The sequence below is a fragment of the Methanocalculus chunghsingensis genome (assembly GCF_018132105.1).
GTDB classification, from domain to species: Archaea; Halobacteriota; Methanomicrobia; order Methanomicrobiales; family Methanocorpusculaceae; genus Methanocalculus; species Methanocalculus chunghsingensis.
On the sequence record NZ_JWHL01000001.1, the window covers coordinates 201,622 to 219,696 of the forward strand.

An 18,075-nucleotide genomic window follows, 5' to 3' on the forward strand; every position below is an offset into this window, starting at 1 on the left:
ATCTCCTCCCTTGCAGTTGATACAAGTATTGAGGACTCGCCTTCGAGCATGACAACTACCTTTATGGAACCCCGAAACATCGCTGCCACCGTATGCAATCCAGACATCATATAAATGGAGAAGATCATGACCGACCATCGCCAAAAAAATCACCAGAACCAACTCACAAAACTCATCACTAAACGCGGACCTGTCAGCACCATCGGCGTCATCGGGATGGGGTATGTCGGCATCCCGGCAGCCGCACTCTTTGCCGATGCCCCTGAATTTCAGAAAGTCTATGGCTTTCAGCGGGATTCCAAAAGTTCAGGGTACAAAATTGAGATGATCAACCGGGGCGAGTCCCCACTCGATAAAGATGAGCCTGAGCTGGGCGATCTGATCCGGAAGGTCGTCTCAGCAGGAAAGTTTGAATGTACTTCGGACTTTGCAAAGATCACCGAATGCGATGCCGTCTGCCTTGCCATACAGACGCCATTTGCCAATCCAAAAGATCTCATCCCTGACTTTGGACCTCTTCAGGAGGGGCTCAGGCAGACAGGGAAGTACCTCACGGAAGGTGCCCTCGTCGTCCTTGAGTCCACCATCACCCCGGGCACGACCACAGGCATGGCACGGGAGATCCTTGAGGCGGAATCCGGCCTCATCGCAGGCGAGGACTTTGCCCTCGCCCATGCCCCGGAGCGGGTGATGGTCGGCCGGCTCCTGAAGAATATCCGGGAGCATGACCGGATCATCGGCGGGATTGATGATCCAAGTACCCGACGTGCCATCGAACTCTATGCACCTGTGCTGACCACCGGATCTATCATCCCGATGACGGCAACCGCGGCCGAAGTAACGAAGACCGCTGAGAATGCCTTCCGCGACCTCCAGATAGCAGCAGCAAACCAGCTCGCACTCCACTGTGAGGCGATGGGTGTCAATGTCTATGATGTCCGTGCAGGCATCGATTCGCTGAAAGGCGAAGGGATCACCCGGGCTATCCTCTGGCCCGGTGCCGGTGTCGGAGGTCACTGCCTGACAAAAGACACCTGGCATCTTGAGCGGGGTGCTCAACAGCTCGGCGGCGAACTCTGGTACCCCCACGGCCAGCACTCAATCTTCGGGGTTGCCCGTGCAATCAACGATTTCATGCCCTCCCACATGGCTCAGCTGACAAGAGATGCGCTGGATCGTGCCGGGATAGATGTCACAGATGCACATATTGCCCTCCTTGGCTGGGCGTTCATCAACGATTCAGGGGATGCCCGGAATACCCCCTCTGAACCATTTTATGAAGAGATGGAGGGGTATGGTGCCAGGATGATGGTACATGACCCGTTTGTTGCAGATGATGGTGCCGGCATCCCGATCGAAGATAATCTGGAAGTTGCTCTCCGCGGTACAGATGCAATTATTATCTTCACCGGCCATTCTGAATACCGGAATCTTGATCCTCTAACCGTTAAGTGGCTCTCAGGTGAAGATCATCCTGTGATCGTGGATGGGCGCAATACAATCGATCCCGACCTCTTCATCAACGCGGGGTTCATCTACAAGGGGATCGGCCGGGGCGATAAGAACAACCATACGGTGATCTGATTGATACCGATTGCACAACCGGATCTGGGGGATGAAGAGGTCGAAGCAGCCACAGAGGTGATCCGATCCGGCATGCTCGCCTCAGGTCCGAAGGTGGCTGCATTTGAAGAGGCATTTGCCGGATACTGCAGCACACAACATGCCATCGCAACCTCAAACGGAACCACATCGCTTCATGCCGGGCTGCTCGCCGCCGGGATCGGACCCGGTGATGAGGTGATAGTCCCTGCCTTCACCTTCTTTGCAACCGCAAGCACGATTGCAATGTGTGGAGCAACACCGGTCTTTGCAGATGTTGATCCAAAAACCTTTACCATCGATCCGGCATCGGTGGCAGAGGCGATCACACAAAAAACAAAAGCGGTGATGGGGGTTCACCTTTTTGGCCAGCCATTTGATCTCAATGCACTCCAGGAGATCTGCTCTGACCACACACTCATGCTCTTCGAGGATGCCGCCCAGGCACATGGAGCTGAATATCAGGGGCGGAGGGTAGGAAGCTTTGGTACCTTTGGTTCCTTCTCATTCTACCCGACAAAAAATATGACGACCGGGGAGGGTGGGATGATTACAACAAATGATCCAGAGATCGCACGCAAGGCCCGGCTCTATACAAATCATGGACAGAGCGAGAAGTATCTCCATACCCTGCTCGGCTATAACTACCGGATGACCGATATCGCAGCAGCTATCGGGCTGGTGCAACTTGGCAGGCTCGAACAGTACACCGATCAACGACGAGAAAACGCCAGGTACTATGATACTCATATCAGAGCACCCGGCATCATCACCCCCGCAATAATGCACGACGCCCGGCATGTGTACCATCAGTATGTTATCCGGGTGACTGACGAGTGCCCCCTCTCAAGGGATGATCTGATGGCATATCTCAGGGATAACGGCATCGGAACCGCGGTCCATTATCCGATTGCACTCCCTGATCAGCCGGTCTTTGCTGATCACAAAACCGAATGCCCGGTTGCCCGTACTCTCGCAAAGAGCGTACTCAGTCTTCCGGTACATCCACGGATCACAATGAAGGATTGTGAGACGGTATGCCGTGCTCTCAATAACCTCGCCAGATGACAACAACATCTCGCGAGCTTTCAGAGCATCATTTTTACCTATCAAAACCATAGATATACCTCATGTGCGGCATTGCAGGGCAATTTGCCATCGATGGCGATCAGGTCGACTCTGATCTCCTCCACCGGATGTCCGCAACCCTCGCCCACCGGGGCCCGGACGGCGACGGGATCTATATCAGTGACCGTATCGGTCTTACCCATCGGCGTCTTGCTATCATTGATCTCTCCGAGACCGGGCATCAACCGATGTCCAATGCGAAAGAGACTCTCTGGATAGTCTATAATGGCGAGATCTATAATTACAAAGAACTCAGGGAAGAACTGAAGAACCTCGGGTACAAATTCCGTTCAGAGTCCGATACTGAGGTGATCCTCCATGCATATGCGGCGTGGGGTCCAGATTGCATCTCCCGGTTCAACGGCATGTGGGCATTTGCACTCTGGGATAGTACCAGGGGAGAGCTCTTCTGTTCGCGGGACCGCCTCGGGATCAAGCCATTCTACTATGCGGTCATCAATGGATCATTCTTCTTCGCCTCTGAGATCAAGGCACTCCGGGAGAACCCCGCAATCGGGAGGCGACCGAATGAAGCGAGGCTCTATGATTTTCTCACATGGAGTCTTGCCGATCATACAGATGAGACCTTCTTTGAGGGTATCTTCCTGCTCCTCCCTGGTCATGCCATGAGAGTGACAGCAGCGGGTGTCGGGGAACCGGCGGCATACTGGGATCTCTCCATGAACCCGGCACTACAATCGAGAGAGATACATGATGGGGAAGCCGCCGGGGAGTTCCTCAATCTCATGACCGATGCGGTCAGGGTACATCTCAGATCAGATGTACCGGTTGGCACCTGCCTTTCAGGGGGTCTTGATTCATCGACGCTGACGGTATTGATCAACAGGGTTCTGAATGAAGAGGATCCGGAAAAAGGAAATAAACTTCAGAATACATTCTCTGCCTGTTTCTCTGACAAACGCTTCGATGAGAGCGATTATATCGATATCATTGCAGAGGATACACAGGTGAAATCACATCCAACCTATCCTGGAACAGAGACCATCTGGGAGGATCTCGATCACCTTCTCTACAGCAACGACGAGCCCTTCGCCAGCCTCACCATCTACTCCCAGTACTGTGTCATGCGTGAAGCGAAGAAACGGGTTAAGGTCGTCCTCGATGGGCAGGGGGCAGATGAGCTGCTCGGCGGATATATTGCGTACCATATCCCACATCTCCGTGGTCTTCTCCTTGAAAGACATCCTCTTCTTGCTCTTTCAGAGTTGTTTGGTATTCTCCGCCACCACCGGAGCTTCTTCTGGTCTGCTCTCCACCAGGTCCTGATTAGAAAGAAACGTCGTGGTCTGATGTGCAATGTACGTCCTGATCCCCTGCCCCGATACCAGGGGACACTTGGCGAAACGCTGCTTGTCGATCTCACCCGTGCCAATCTCCCGTATATGCTCCATTGGGAAGACAGAACCTCAATGGCCTTCTCCATCGAATCCCGGGTTCCATTCCTCGACTATCGTATCGTCGAATATCTGGCATCCCTTCCCGAGGATCAGAAGATCAGAAACGGCATAACAAAGTATATCCTACGAAAGGCAACAAAAGGTCTCCTCCCAGAAGTGATCAGGTGCCGGATGGACAAGCGTGGCTTCTCAACCCCGGAAGAGGTCTGGATGAAAGGGGCAATGCAATCCGGCATCCTTGAGATCCTCACCTCCCCTTCATTTCTATCACGCCCCTACTGGAATGCAGACGAGGTGCTTGAAAGCTACCGTGACTTTGTTGATGGACGCTCTTCCTATTCGGGGGAGATCTGGCGGATCATCTGCACTGAAATCTGGCTCAGGCAGTGTATCGACACACCCGGGCAATAATAAAAGGAAAATGATAGGTGATTAAAGAAATAAATTAATAATTTCTTGTTTTGTCATATTGTTATGGTCTGCGATATCATGGAAGATACTATTTAATGTTCGTTTTTGTTGTTCTTTTCGGAATGGAATGATAATAATATGATTTCCCCGGTCGGTTTTTTACCATCTTGATGTGACTTCCGCGTTGTTGGACAAAAGAATAGCCAAATGTTGTAAGGACTCTGATGATATCAGTGCTGCTAACAACCGGAAGATGTGGCAATGTTATGCACCTGATTTGTGGTCCGGGTCTCAATTGTGATCTGTTCGTCAGGCTTTATTTCATCTTCAAAATATAACAGTACGGCTTCTTCAATGTTTTTCAGCAGCTCTTCGAATGTTTCTCCATCGGTAAAAATACTAAATCCGATAGCGCAGGCTGACCAGTATCCATCTTCACAGGTAGTTTCAAATAGCACCAGCATAAAATATTCTCCGGTTTAGATTATGGAATCTGTATGATAAAAAAGCTTGTGAAGAAATTGTTCCACACGGATCTGGATATCAAAGGCGCACCCACACTACTCCTTAAACCCTGCAAAAGCCTCTTGAGACCCTCTTTTTACTTCCCCTTCATCAATCCGCACCACATCAGTACTTCATCACTCCCCATTACAGAGACTGAGAATCTCCTTCATCCTTCCGGTCTCGATCGATGGCTTCGTCGACTCAAGCCAGAGATAGAAACCTACCCGGCCGGGCGTGAGGCGTTCAAACTTGAATCCCCCGGACTTCTCAGGGACCATCTTATAGTACATCCGTTTCTTCTTCGGTCTGAGGTAGATGACGGGGGAGAGTTCAGGGAGATCAACGGCAAGGACCGCCTTTGAGTAGTTCTGGATCAGATCATGATAATCGAGGATTGAACTCTTCACCCGGAGACCATAGTCCTGGATAAGAGCCTTCTGCGCCGATGGGATCAGTGCACCACAGATGATCTTTTTGACAAGCGGGGAGATATCCGGATCCGCGAGCGTCTCCTGCGGGGTATTCTGCCTGGAAGCGGCAAGATTCAGGCGGGAGAGGGCAATATCATGGAAATATCGGTAGTCAAAGGGGCGGGCCCTGAGTGAGAGTGCACTGATCAGCTTCGGGTTGTTGGCTGCCTTTCGTGGGAACGGTGCAAGGCGGATGGAGCGGAGCGATGCCTTCAGATCCTCACAGCTGTGTGTCCCGACATAGGCATTTTCCTTCTCTCTGCAGAGCCTCTTGACGACCTGCGTGTTCGAGATATCGACTGAAGAAAAGAGGATAAACTCCACCGTCTCCTGCCTGAAGAGATAGCCGAAGAGCTTCTTCTTGTATTTGATCTCAGCCTCGAGATCCTTAAGATCTGCGGGAGAGGTGACGATCTCTGCAAAAGAGACCTTGTTATTGTCATCTATTAAGAGGAGATCCACCTCAGCGAGATCCTGGCCATTGCCTCTGACACGAATATCCCCCTTCTCGGCATAGTAGATGCCGTTCTGGCCGAGTGCCAGGCGAACCGGCCTCCGGGGAGCATCAGCCCCCTTCTTCACAATCTTCTTGATCGATCCGGTATCCGCTGCAATATCAAGGAGGAGTTCATAGATGAGTGCTTCATACCAGTACCCCTCCACCGTACGCATCTCCATGATATCCTCTGAGAAAAGTTTCTGGTTATCACCCTTCTTCAGATGGCGGAGGGCCCGTATGGCAAGAGCCCGGCTCGGCTCAAATTTGGCGCAGTTATCTTCTATCCAGTTTAGCAACGGCTTGTACCTCCATGTTGCGTCTATCGCAGTACCAGTATCCGGCGGGTCAGGCTCTTATGCACCCGCTGCTCGAAGGCATGCACAATCTCAAAGTATTCTGATGCGGCAGGTGAGATGTCCCGGTGGGTCACAACCACTGCTCTGCCCCCTCTTCGGAGTATCCGTCGTATCTCCGATAATGAGGCATCATAGAGCCATTCAAGGCTTGATGCCCCTATAGCAGTAGACTGCCCGTACGGGAGATCGGTTGCAATTGCATCAACTGTACCATCCCCTATCGGGAGCTGGCATGTATCAGCACGGAAACATACCGCATCGCGGATATTGTTACAGAATCCGTCGATCATCTTTGGATCGATATCGGATCCGACTGTTCGTGCCCCGACGAGTTCTGCTTCGAGGAGAATTCCTCCTGTTCCACAGAAGGGATCATAGAAAATCTCATCGGGTCTGACATGGGTGAGATTCACCATGGCACGGGCCATGAGTGGCATCATCACGCCGGGATGAAAGAACGGACGCCTCATCGGATTACGGTAGGCATAGGAGCCCCGCTCGATCCGCTGAATAACCCTCCCAAGATAGCAGGTACCCTCTGAGAAGATGGCACGATACTCTTCCTGCGGGTCTTTCAATGAGACATCTCCGTTGATCAGATCTCCCATCATCCGCTCAAGATCTCCCTTCTCTGCAGGAAGAACTGATGGATGTATCCGCTTCACACGGCAGGCAAACGACCTTTCCGTAGATAGGGAGAGATCAGAGAGGAGGGATCGAAATGAGATCAGATCCGTTTCGCACTCCCCCAGGTACTCCATGACAACATGTGTCTGGGCAAGCCTGGATACTTCTCCGGGACGAGGACAGTCTGCCACTGCAACCTGCGGTGCAGATGCCGTAATAGTTCCGAGACACTCTATCTCAGCGAGAGGAATGCCGGGGTGTTCACCAGAGAGTTCAAAGAGGAGTTTCATCCCGGTAATACTTTGGTATGGAAGATGAAATACCTGCGCAAAAAAGGTTGGTGAAAGGGCGGCTCATCGCCCCATTACCTTCTCAAAGAAGCCCTTCTTTGTCTTTGAGGTGGATCCCTTCCCTTCTGCACCAATCTCGATCTCACGGATCTTCTCATAGAGTTCCCTGAGATCGCCGTCGAGGTTCTTTGGTGTCACCACGACGACACGGACGAGGAGATCCCCGGGCCGTCCCCGTCGCCTGATACCCTCACCGGGAATCCTGAGTGCGGTTCCATACTGGATACCTGCCGGGATCTTCAGGCTCACCTTCCGGTTGTCGATCGTCTCGATCTCGACCTCCGATCCAAGTGTGGCCTGTGCCGGTGAGACTTCGACCCCGGTCTCAAGATTATCTCCTTTCCGGTCAAACCGTGTATCCGGCTCCACCAGTATCTCAATATAGAGATCCCCGGTCGGTGCACCGAAGTCTCCTGCCTCGCCGTACCCGTCCATCTTCAGGCGCATCCCGGTTTCGACGCCCGCCGGGATATGGACCGTCACCGTCCTCTGTACCTGTGTATGGCCACTTCCGCTGCATGAGGTGCAGGTCTCCTCAGGAATCTTTCCCCGCCCACCACATTCTGTACAGGTGGTCATCCTGACGAACTGGCCGAAGAGCGACTGGCTGACCGATCGCATCTGCCCGCTCCCGCCGCATCGTGCACAGGTCTTCACCCGCTTGTTGGCGCTTCCGCTGCCGTCACAGGCAGGGCATGCCTCAGTATGCATAACCCTGATGTCCCTGTCTATTCCAAAGACCGCATCACGAAGGGAGACTGAGACACGCATCAGGAGATCAGATCCACGCTGGGGTCCGCCTCTCTGTCCTCTTCCTCCGAAAAAGGAGTCGAATATATCGCCAAAACCGGCAAAGTCTGATGAGAAGCCATACCCTGCCCCACCAGCCCCACTATAACTGCCCTTTGAGGCATTGGTATATGCCTCATGGCCGAGCTGGTCATACTGGCGCCGCTTCTCAGTATCGGAGAGGATGCTGTACGCCTCATTGATCTTCTTGAATCGATCCTCTGCACCCTCATCCTTGCAGACATCCGGATGATATTTCCGGGCAAGGTTGCGGTAGGCTTTCTTTATATCCTTCTCCGATGCGTTTTTGGGAACGCCGAGGGTTTCATAGTAGCTCTCCGCAACCATCCGACTCACTCTTTCTTGACTTCGTAGTCGGCATCAACGACGGTATCGTCCTGTGCAGGCTCAGCACCCTCACCGGCTGCCTGAGCCTCTTCACTTGCCTGCTGGTAGAGCTTGGTTGACACCGCAAAGACTGCCTCCTGCAGGGCATCCATCTTCTCCTTGATGACGACGATATCCTCGCCTTCAAGTGCTGTCCGGAGACCTGCGACCGCCTCTTCGATGGCTGTCTTGTCTGCCTCCTCAATCTTGTCGCCACTCTCTTTGATCAGCTTTTCTGCGCTGTATGCAGCCATATCAGCATTATTGCGGATCTCAATCTCCTCACGTTTCTTCTTATCCTCTTCCTCATAGAGTTTGGCGTCGTTGACCATCTTCTCGATCTCGTTCTTGTCGAGATCCTTCTTGCCATGGATGGTGATCGACTGCTCTTTACCAGATCCGAGATCCTTGGCAGATACATGGACGATACCATTGGCATCGATATCAAACGTCACCTCGATCTGCGGGACACCCCGTGGTGCAGGGGGGATACCGGTCAGCTGGAATCTGCCGAGGGAGAAGTTATCGCGTGCAAACTGCCGCTCGCCCTGGACGACATGGATCTCAACACTTGTCTGGCCATCTGCCGCAGTGGAGAAGATCTGGCTCTTCCGTGTCGGGATGGTGGTGTTGCGTTCGATGACGGCTGTTGCGATATTACCAAGGGTCTCGATTCCAAGCGTGAGCGGTGTCACATCGAGGAGGACGACATCTTTCGCTTCGCCGGTCAGGACTGCCCCCTGAATGGCGGCACCAAGACCGACACATTCGTCAGGGTTGATCCCCTTGTCAGGTTCCTTTCCGAGGATCTTCCGAACCGTCTCGACGACGAGGGGTACCCGGGTCGATCCGCCGACGAGGAGAACATGGCTGAGATCTTTCGCATCGATACCGGCATCCTTGACAGCCTGCTTCACCGGCTCGACCGTCTTCTCGACGAGATCGCCGATCAGCTGCTCGAACCTGGCACGGGTCAGATCAATATCAAGGAACTTCGGCCCCGAGTCGGTGGAGGTGATGTAGGGAAGGTTGATATTCGTCTTCTGAAGCGTGGAGAGTTCAATCTTGGCCCTCTCTGCCGCATCCTTCAGGCGCTGCAAGGCGACCGGGTCCTTTTTGAGATCGATCCCCTCTTTCTTCTTGAAATCATCGACAAGGTAATCGATGATCCGGTCATCGAAGTCATCTCCGCCGAGGTGGTTAATGCCGGTTGTTGCAAGAACCTCAAAGACACCATCCCCGAGGGTCAGGATCGAGACATCGAATGTTCCGCCACCAAGGTCATAGACGAGGATGGTCGATTCGCCTTCCTTGTCAAGACCATAGGCGAGGGAGCTTGCAGTCGGTTCGTTGATGATCCTGAGGACCTCAAGCCCGGCGATCCTTCCTGCATCCTTCGTTGCCTGTCTCTGTGCATCATTAAAGTATGCCGGAACAGTGATGACCGCTTTTGAGATCTTCTCTCCAAGATATGCCTCTGCATCGATCTTCAGTTTCTGAAGGATCATCGCTGAGATCTCCTGTGGAGAGTACTTCTTGTCATCGATGGAGACGGTATAGTTCGTTCCTATCTGCCGTTTGATGGATGCAATTGTGCGTCCTGGATTTGTGACAGCCTGTCGCTTGGCGACACTTCCTACAAGACGCTCACCATCTTTTGAGAATGCAACAACGGAGGGGGTCGTCCGTGCACCTTCTGAGTTTGGGATCACCTTTGGCTCGCCGCCCTCCATGATCGCCATACAGGAGTTCGTTGTTCCAAGATCAATTCCGAGAATTTTTTCCTTTGCCATAATAATTCACCTTATTGTTTATTTCCTTTCGAGACCGCCACTTTGGCGCATCGGATCACTTTGTCATGCATACAGTACCCACGGCAGACCTCATCCAGAATGATCCCTTCTTCCTTCTGAGATGGCAGATATGCGATCGCCTCATGCTTCTCCGGATCAAAGGGGGCGTCTTCACTCCTGATCTGGGTTATGCCGTTTCGTTCCAGGACGGAGAGGAAGAGCTTATGAATCTGCACAAGCCCTGCCCTGAGATCTGCGTCATCCGCCTTCAGTGCCCGTTCAAAGTTGTCGAGGACATCGAGGATCTCAAGGGCAAACCTCTCGTTTGCAAACTGAATGATCCGCTCCTGGTCCCGGGCGGATCGCTTTCTGTAATTGTCAAAATCAGCAGCAAGACGGAGATATTTCCCATAGAGCTCGTCATATTCCTCTCTGGTAACCTCAGGGGATACCTGATCGTTTCTTTCAGTACCTTCGTCGATCACAATCCCTTCCTGTCTGTCCTTTGTCTCATCCTCCATAGAAGATCACATCAAAGTGTTACAGTACCTATTGCAATGTAGTTCTATATAAATATAACCCTTACCTCATGTAAGTGCTCCTTGAGGTCAGGAACGGTCTCCAGACGCTGTCTCTCTGGTTTTGGAGATCATTAGGAGTCATATCCTTCCCCTGATATCTTTCTCCTCCTCCGGGTGTGGGTATCTCAATGAAAAAGAGCGCATAATCAAGGATAACTCGCAACCCCTCTCTTCTCCGTGATGGGTGCTTCTATTATTGGTGAGGATCAATAGATCTGGTATGACGACAGCTCTCCTCTCTGTCTTTGACAAGACAGGTATCATTGCATTTGCAGAGGCTCTCAATACCCGGGGTGTAACCATCCTGAGCTCAGGAGGTACTGGTAAAGCCCTCGCTGAAGCCGGCATCCCCTTCACCGAAGTCTCAGCATATACCGGCTCCCCCGAGATGATGGACGGACGTGTCAAGACGCTCCATCCAAGGATTCATGGGGGCCTTCTCGGACGGCGTGGCATCGATGATGCCGTCATGGCTGAGCATAACATCCCGGGGATTGATATCCTCTGTGTGAACCTCTACCCGTTTGAGGAGATGGCAGCAAAGAATCTCCCTCTCTCCGAAATCGTCGAGTTTATCGATATCGGCGGCCCTGCGATGATCCGGGCTGCCGCCAAGAATTACCGTGATGTCACCGTCATAACCGATCCATCAGACTACGGGAGAGTACTGGATGCTCTTGAGCAGGGTGCCATACCTGAAGATATCCGTTTTTCCCTTGCAAAGAAGGCGTTTGCACGGACCGCTGCCTATGATGCCGCGATAAGCAACCACCTCTCCGGGATCGACAGCACCTTCCCTGAAACACTCACCGTCCAGTTCTCAGGCGGACGTGTGCTCAGGTATGGTGAAAACCCCCATCAGCAGGCGGCAGTTTATGGAGATGCCGGGATCGCCGGTGCAGTACCGGTGCAGGGCAAGCAGATGTCCTATAACAACTATCTTGACGTTCATGCCGCCGTCGGTCTCCTGCGGGAGTTTGACGAGATCTGCACCGTCATCGTCAAGCATAACAATCCCTGTGGTGTTGCCACAGGAACGACGCTCCTTGACTCATATATCCGCGCCCGCGACGTCGATCCGGTCTCAGCGTATGGGTCGGTCATTGCGATGAACCAGGAGATCGGGGCTGATGTGGCAGAAGCGATCTGCAGTACCTTTGTTGAGGTTGTCATCGCCCCCTCGTACTCAGAGGAGGCGCTTGCAATGATGAAGGCGAAGGAGAATATGCGGATACTTATCCTCCCGCCACCATCTCTCGCCGATGAGATCCGGTCGATCGACGGGGGGATGCTCTACATGCGGACACCCCCGTACCGTGAGCACTGGCAGGTCGTCTCCGAACGGGAACCGACGGCTGCCGAACTTGATGCGATGAGGCTTGCCTGGCGGGTCTGCAAGCATACCAAGAGCAACACCATCATCTTTGCTGACCAGAAAGAGACACTCGGTATCGGTGCCGGTCAGATGAGCAGGGTTGACGCGGCGAAGATTGCCATCGACAAGGCCCAAAAGCCCCTTAAGGGATCTGTTGCCGCATCCGATGCCTTCCTGCCGTTCCCTGATACACTTGAGGTCGCCGCCGATGCCGGCGCGACTGCACTTGTTCAGCCGGGCGGCTCGATCCGTGATGCAGAAGTTATCGCCGAAGCAAATAAGCGGAATATGGCGATGATCTTCACCGGGGTTCGCTATTTCAGGCATTGAACGAATAATGTAAAATATCTTTGACACCTATCGTATGGCATGGATATTGGAGAAATAGTAACCTCTTCCTTTTATTATGCAAAAGAGGGCCTCATCGGCCACTGGCGTCGCTGGTTCATCCTCATCATCGGGACGGTCATCTTCCCGATCCTTTATGGGTATACCGTCCGGGTGATGCAGGGTAACGGAACAGCTCCTGAGGTGGAGGGGTATCTGAGCCTCTTTTTCGATGGTCTGAAACTCGTCCTGATTCAGATCATCTATGCAGTTCCGGCAATCATTCTCACCATAGCGACTGTAACAAGCGCCCTATCATTTGATGGACCCGTTTTCTCATCCTCAGTCGCCTTCACACCGGGTCTGGCTACTGCCGGTTTGTTGCTTGCCCTGATCATCTATCTGATCGCCTATACGCTCATCCTCCCAATGGCACTCGTATCGTTTGCACGGAGCAGCCGCATCGGTGAGGCTTTCCAATTTAATAAAATACTTGCAATCATCCGGTCAATCGGCTGGATTGAGTATATCCTTGCACTCATCATCCTCTTCGTCATCATGGCAGGAATCAGCGTTGTGATTCAGATCCTCTCATTCATCGGCATCATCATTCCGCTTTTTTACATTCTCATAATGATTCTGAGTTTTGCCATATCGCCTTTAGTTTCCATCTTCCATGCACGGTATGTCCGTGGGATTTTTCTGCATGGGGAACCTGATCAGAAAATCATCTAAAAGTTTTATATTTTAAAATGATTATTTTTTAAACTCCGATCTTGATATTCCCGCCGCATATCTTTTTGATCGAGGAAAAAGCTCATTTCATGAAGATTATATGGAAAAAATATAAATACAAAGAAGTTTACAAATCTGCGTACCACAGAGGTGGTCTTTATGGAATATGGTCAAATGCTTGGGGACTCTTTTGAGTATGTAAAGGAAGGGCTGGTTGGTAAGTGGATGAAATGGATCCTTCTTATCGTCTCCACCATCATCTTCCCTCTTCTGTACGGATATCTGGTCAGGGTATACAGGGCCAAGGGTCCTGCCCCGGAGCTTGAAGACTGGGGAGGTCTCTTCATCGATGGGATCAAACTGCTGGTCATCAATATCATCTATGTAATACCTGTCTTCATCGTCGCCCTGATCTTCGGGGTCGGTGGTGCACTTGCGGGGACGGCAATGGGAACTCCAAATGCAGCAATGGCAGGAGGGGCAATGATCGGTCTTCTCGCTGTCATGATCGTATTTATCATCATCGGACTGATCATGCCCTTTGGATGGATCCGGTTTGCACGCACCGAATCGATTGGAGAGGCATTCAACTTCAGCGCTATCTTCGAACATATCGGAAAAGTCGGGTGGGTCGAGTATATCATCGCACTGCTTATCCTCTTCGTTGTCCTCAGTGTTATCCAGTTCGTTCTTGGCATCATCCCGGTTCTTGGATGGCTTCTTATGTTCATCCTTGCTCCGGCATTTGCCATCTTCTCTGCACGGTATATCACAATAATCTATGACAGTGTTCCTGCGTGAGCGGGAATCACATCTTCATTTTTTTATCTGCCATGCAGACATCACCTATTATATAATCTGAACCCCAATATGTAATCGGTGCTTTCCACTATGAGGGATTGCTTTATTTGTTAATCGGCCACGTATTTTGGATACGACCCTGCGTGATGGTGAACAGACACCAGGGGTATCGCTTAAGCCTGAAGATAAGCTGAGCATTGCAACACTCCTCTCTGACATTGGTGTTGATGTCATCGAGGTCGGCTCTGCCGCCGCATCAGATGGTGAACGAGAGTCTCTCCGACTTATATCAGATACAGGACTGAAGGCAGAGATCTGTACATTTGTTCGTGGAGTGAAGCTCGATATCGATTATGCCGCAGATTATGGTGCTGATTCAGTACATCTCGTCATCCCTGTCTCTGATCTTCATATCGAGAAGAAGCTGAGGAAGGATCGTGAGTATGTCACGAAGATGGCCTGGGACTCGGTTGAGTACGCAAAGGATCGCGGGCTGATCGTCGAACTCTCCGGGGAAGATGCATCACGGGCAGATCCGGAATATCTTCTGAATCTCTACGCAGGAGGTGTCGAAAGGGGTGCTGATCGCCTCTGCTTCTGTGATACCGTCGGTGTGCTCACACCGGAGCGTGCAGCAGAGCTCTTACCGCAGTACTGTATCGCTCCCCTCTCCATACATTGCCATAATGACCTTGGAATGGGGCTTGCAACGACCCTTGCCGGACTGAAGGCCGGGGCGACATGTGCTCATGTCACGGTAAACGGTCTTGGAGAGCGGGCAGGAAACACGCCACTTGAGGATCTTGTGATGTCGCTTGAGGTACTGTATGGTCTTGATACCGGGATCAATACCGAGGAGATCTATCATCTCTCCACCCTCGTCTCACGGCTGACCCGGGTTCCACTCCCCACAAACAAGTCAATCGTCGGGGAGATGGCATTTACTCACGAGAGTGGCATCCATGCTCATGGTATCCTCCGCGACTCAGCAACCTATGAGCCGATCAGCCCGGAGCTGGTCGGGAGGAAGCGGCGGATCCTGCTTGGGAAACATTCAGGGAGTGCTTCAGTGGAGGCAGCCCTCTCCGAGATGGGATACATTATCGAGCCGAGACAGCTCCAGGAGATTGTCGCACGGGTAAAAAAGCTTGGGGATGATGGAAAACGGGTTACAGACTCGGATCTCCATGCCATCGCCGAGGCGGTCCTTGACATCTCCTGTACTCCTGTCATCAGGATGAAACAGTATACGACCGTCTCTGGAAACAGCGTCATGCCGACGGCATCTGTGACCCTCTTTGTCAATGGAGATGAGATCACGCAGGCATCGACCGGTGCCGGTCCTGTTGACGCAGTCATTATGGCACTTCGGAAGGCAGTACAGGATGTGGGTGATATCACCCTTGAGGAGTATCATGTCGATGCCATCTATGGCGGAACCGATGCTCTTGTAGATGTGACCGTCACATTACGCAAGGACGGAGAGTTGATTACCTCCCGCGGCGCACGGACAGATATTGTCATGGCGTCTGTGGAGGCTATGATATCTGGAATGAACAGATTATTGAGGAAGAGAGATGAAGACCGGGGCTAAATTACTGGTTGAAGGACTGATAAAGCAGGGAGTAACGACCATCTTTGGATACCCCGGCGGCGTAGTACTCCCCCTCTATGACGAGCTCTACGACTCCCCCCTCCGCCATATCCTGGTCCGGCATGAACAGGCGGCTGCGCATGCGGCTGATGGGTATGCACGTGCATCAGGAAGGATTGGTGTCTGCCTGGCAACATCCGGTCCGGGGGCCTGCAATCTCGTTACAGGAATTGCAACGGCGTATATGGACTCCGTTCCGGTGGTTGCACTCACCGGGCAGGTTCCGACCTCCATGCTCGGAAATGACGCTTTCCAGGAGTCTGATATCACTGGTATCACGATGCCGGTGACGAAACATAATTATCTCGTCAAAAGAGCCGAGGATCTTGACGGCATCGTCCGTGAGGCATTTCATATCGCCGGAACGGGACGACAGGGTCCAGTCCTGATCGACATTCCAAAAGATGTCCTGACGAATCAGGCACCTGATCCCGGACCTCCTGAGGATATTGTGAGGAGGGGGTATAATCCGACCCTGAAAGGTCATCTCCGGCAGATCGAGAAGGCACTCTCTCTCATCGCAGATGCACAGCGGCCGATCATCTATGCGGGTGGTGGTGTGATCGCCTCCGATGCGTCAGCTGAACTGATTCGGTTTGTAGAGATGACCGGTATTCCGGTGACGACAACCCTGATGGGGATCGGTGCTCTTCCATGCGATCATCCGCTCAATCTCGGCATGCTCGGGATGCACGGTACCCGGTCTGCCAATTATGCGATCACCGAGTGTGATCTCCTCATCGCAATCGGCGCACGATTCGATGATCGGGTTACCGGACGGATCGAGTCATTTGCTCCAAACGCAGGTGTCATCCATATTGATATTGATCCAGCGGAGATCGGGAAGAATAAGAAGGTCGATGTCCCGATCGTCGGGGACTCACGTTCTATCCTGACATGCCTCATCGATCGCCTACCACAAAAGAAGCAGAGAGGAGCCTGGGATGAGAAATATAATCACTGGAAGGTGACCTATCCGATGTCCGTGCCGGATGACGGGCATCTCAGACCACAGATGATCATACGTACCCTCTCTGACCTCCTTGATGGAGAGGGGATCATCGTCTCTGAGGTCGGCCAGAACCAGATGTGGACAGCCCAGCATTTCTGCTTCAAACATCCAAGGACCTGGATCACCTCCGGAGGCCTCGGAACGATGGGATATGGCTTCCCAGCTGCAATCGGTGCCCACTTTGCACGGCCGGACCTTCCGGTCTTTGATATTGCAGGCGATGGGAGTATCCAGATGAATATTCAGGAGCTTGGAACGGTCGCCCAGTATGATATCCCGGTCAAGATTGTTATTTTGAATAACATGTACCTCGGTATGGTCCGGCAATGGCAGGAGCTCTTCTATGACCGCAGGTATTCGTACACAGAACTGCCTGAGGTTGACTTCGTCGGAATCGCACGTGCCTATGGCATCGACGGGATGCGTGTTGACTCGGCAGACGGGGTGAGAGAGGCACTGACGACCGCCATCGACACCGACGGTGCATTTGTCCTTGACTTCAGAATCGCCCGTGAGGAGAACGTCTTCCCGATGGTGCCAGCAGGTGCTGCCATCAATGAGATGATAGGGGGCCAGCAGAAATGAAGACTCATACCCTCTCAATCCTTGTTGAAAACCGTGCCGGTGTCCTCTCCAGGGTCTCCGGGATGTTCTCACGGCGTGGATTCAACATTGAGAGCCTTGCGGTCGGTACCTGTGAGCAGCCCGAGATGAGCCGGATCACCATCACCGTCAGGGGTGATGATCCCGTCATTGAACAGGTGAAAAAGCAGTTAAACAAGCTCATCGATGTCATCAAGGTCTCAGACATTACCTATCGGGAGCATGTCAGGCGGGAGCTGGCACTCATCAAGGTAGCTGCGAGCCCCGGGACGACCCGCGCCGAGGTGATGCAGATTGCCGATATCTTCAGGGCGCAGATCATCGATGTCGGGACAAAGACCCTCGTCCTTCAGGTCGTCGGCGATCCTGATAAGATCGATGCCCTTGAGACGTTGCTCAGGCAGTACGGGGTCAAGGAACTGGTCCGTACAGGAACGATCGCCGTCCTGCGTGGGGCAAAGACCTCAGCAGGAGACTGATCCACCTTTTTTCTTCTAACTCGATCCACTCAGTTGATTCAGATCGAGCATGTTATATGTTACCATGTCACACATTAGCACGATATGTTATTCGGACTGCCTGAACTTACCGTTTATACCGTTGGTGGTGTTGTGCTCATCATCATCATACTGCTTGTTATTTGGGGACTT

15 protein-coding genes are annotated in these 18,075 nt (G+C 52.4%); 9 read left to right on the forward strand and 6 right to left on the reverse strand.

Going from position 1 to position 18,075, the window contains the following annotated elements; genetic code table 11:
* Window positions 1–126: 126 nt before the first annotated feature.
* From RJ53_RS01115 to asnB, 3 genes are all read left to right on the forward strand, one after another.
* On the forward strand, window positions 127–1,584 hold the full coding sequence (locus tag RJ53_RS01115) for a nucleotide sugar dehydrogenase (protein ID WP_211529758.1): 1,458 nt from the start codon (window positions 127–129) through the stop codon (window positions 1,582–1,584).
* Entirely contained in the window at window positions 1,585–2,670 is a 1,086-nt protein-coding gene (locus tag RJ53_RS01120) for a DegT/DnrJ/EryC1/StrS family aminotransferase (protein WP_211529759.1), read from the forward strand. It begins immediately after the preceding gene.
* 62 nt (window positions 2,671–2,732) lie between these two features.
* Complete coding sequence (gene asnB, locus RJ53_RS01125; protein ID WP_211529760.1) at window positions 2,733–4,559, forward strand: asparagine synthase (glutamine-hydrolyzing); 1,827 nt, start codon at window positions 2,733–2,735, stop codon at window positions 4,557–4,559.
* Window positions 4,560–4,798: 239 nt separating this feature from the next.
* Here the strand turns inward: asnB and RJ53_RS01130 are convergent, their stop codons facing one another.
* From RJ53_RS01130 to RJ53_RS01155, 6 genes are all read right to left on the reverse strand, one after another.
* A complete protein-coding gene (locus tag RJ53_RS01130) occupies window positions 4,799–5,023 on the reverse strand; it encodes a type II toxin-antitoxin system HicB family antitoxin (protein ID WP_211529761.1) in 225 nt (74 codons plus the stop codon).
* Window positions 5,024–5,200: 177 nt separating this feature from the next.
* Window positions 5,201–6,331, reverse strand: a complete 1,131-nt coding sequence (locus RJ53_RS01135) for a hypothetical protein (protein WP_211529762.1) — start codon at window positions 6,329–6,331, stop codon at window positions 5,201–5,203.
* A gap of 23 nt (window positions 6,332–6,354) precedes the next feature.
* Window positions 6,355–7,308, reverse strand: a complete 954-nt coding sequence (locus tag RJ53_RS01140; RefSeq protein WP_211529763.1) for a methyltransferase domain-containing protein — start codon at window positions 7,306–7,308, stop codon at window positions 6,355–6,357.
* 63 nt (window positions 7,309–7,371) lie between these two features.
* On the reverse strand, window positions 7,372–8,505 hold the full coding sequence (dnaJ, locus tag RJ53_RS01145) for a molecular chaperone DnaJ (RefSeq protein WP_211529764.1): 1,134 nt from the start codon (window positions 8,503–8,505) through the stop codon (window positions 7,372–7,374).
* Between the two features lie 5 nt (window positions 8,506–8,510).
* Window positions 8,511–10,337, reverse strand: coding sequence for a molecular chaperone DnaK (gene dnaK, locus RJ53_RS01150; protein ID WP_211529765.1), 1,827 nt, complete (start codon window positions 10,335–10,337; stop codon window positions 8,511–8,513).
* A gap of 11 nt (window positions 10,338–10,348) precedes the next feature.
* Window positions 10,349–10,858: a nucleotide exchange factor GrpE gene (locus RJ53_RS01155; RefSeq protein WP_211529766.1), complete on the reverse strand. Its 510-nt coding sequence runs from the start codon at window positions 10,856–10,858 to the stop codon at window positions 10,349–10,351.
* 280 nt (window positions 10,859–11,138) lie between these two features.
* Here RJ53_RS01155 and purH point away from each other — a divergent pair, with 280 nt between their 5' ends.
* The 6 genes from purH to ilvN all read left to right on the forward strand — a co-directional run bounded on the left by purH (window position 11,139) and on the right by ilvN (window position 17,904).
* The gene (gene purH / locus RJ53_RS01160; RefSeq protein ID WP_211529767.1) at window positions 11,139–12,623 is read left to right on the forward strand and encodes a bifunctional phosphoribosylaminoimidazolecarboxamide formyltransferase/IMP cyclohydrolase; all 1,485 of its coding nucleotides are present in this window, start codon (window positions 11,139–11,141) and stop codon (window positions 12,621–12,623) included.
* 39 nt (window positions 12,624–12,662) lie between these two features.
* A complete protein-coding gene (locus tag RJ53_RS01165; RefSeq protein ID WP_211529768.1) occupies window positions 12,663–13,355 on the forward strand; it encodes a DUF4013 domain-containing protein in 693 nt (230 codons plus the stop codon).
* Window positions 13,356–13,514: 159 nt separating this feature from the next.
* A complete protein-coding gene (locus tag RJ53_RS01170; protein ID WP_211529769.1) occupies window positions 13,515–14,156 on the forward strand; it encodes a DUF4013 domain-containing protein in 642 nt (213 codons plus the stop codon).
* A 127-nt stretch (window positions 14,157–14,283) separates the two neighbouring features.
* Window positions 14,284–15,750, forward strand: a complete 1,467-nt coding sequence (locus RJ53_RS01175) for a 2-isopropylmalate synthase (protein ID WP_211529770.1) — start codon at window positions 14,284–14,286, stop codon at window positions 15,748–15,750.
* Window positions 15,734–17,407: a biosynthetic-type acetolactate synthase large subunit gene (gene ilvB, locus RJ53_RS01180; RefSeq protein WP_211529771.1), complete on the forward strand. Its 1,674-nt coding sequence runs from the start codon at window positions 15,734–15,736 to the stop codon at window positions 17,405–17,407. The genes RJ53_RS01175 and ilvB overlap by 17 nt, the downstream gene beginning before the upstream one ends.
* Window positions 17,404–17,904: an acetolactate synthase small subunit gene (gene ilvN, locus RJ53_RS01185; RefSeq protein ID WP_211529772.1), complete on the forward strand. Its 501-nt coding sequence runs from the start codon at window positions 17,404–17,406 to the stop codon at window positions 17,902–17,904. Before ilvB ends, ilvN begins: the two co-directional genes overlap by 4 nt.
* Window positions 17,905–18,075 lie beyond the last annotated feature (171 nt).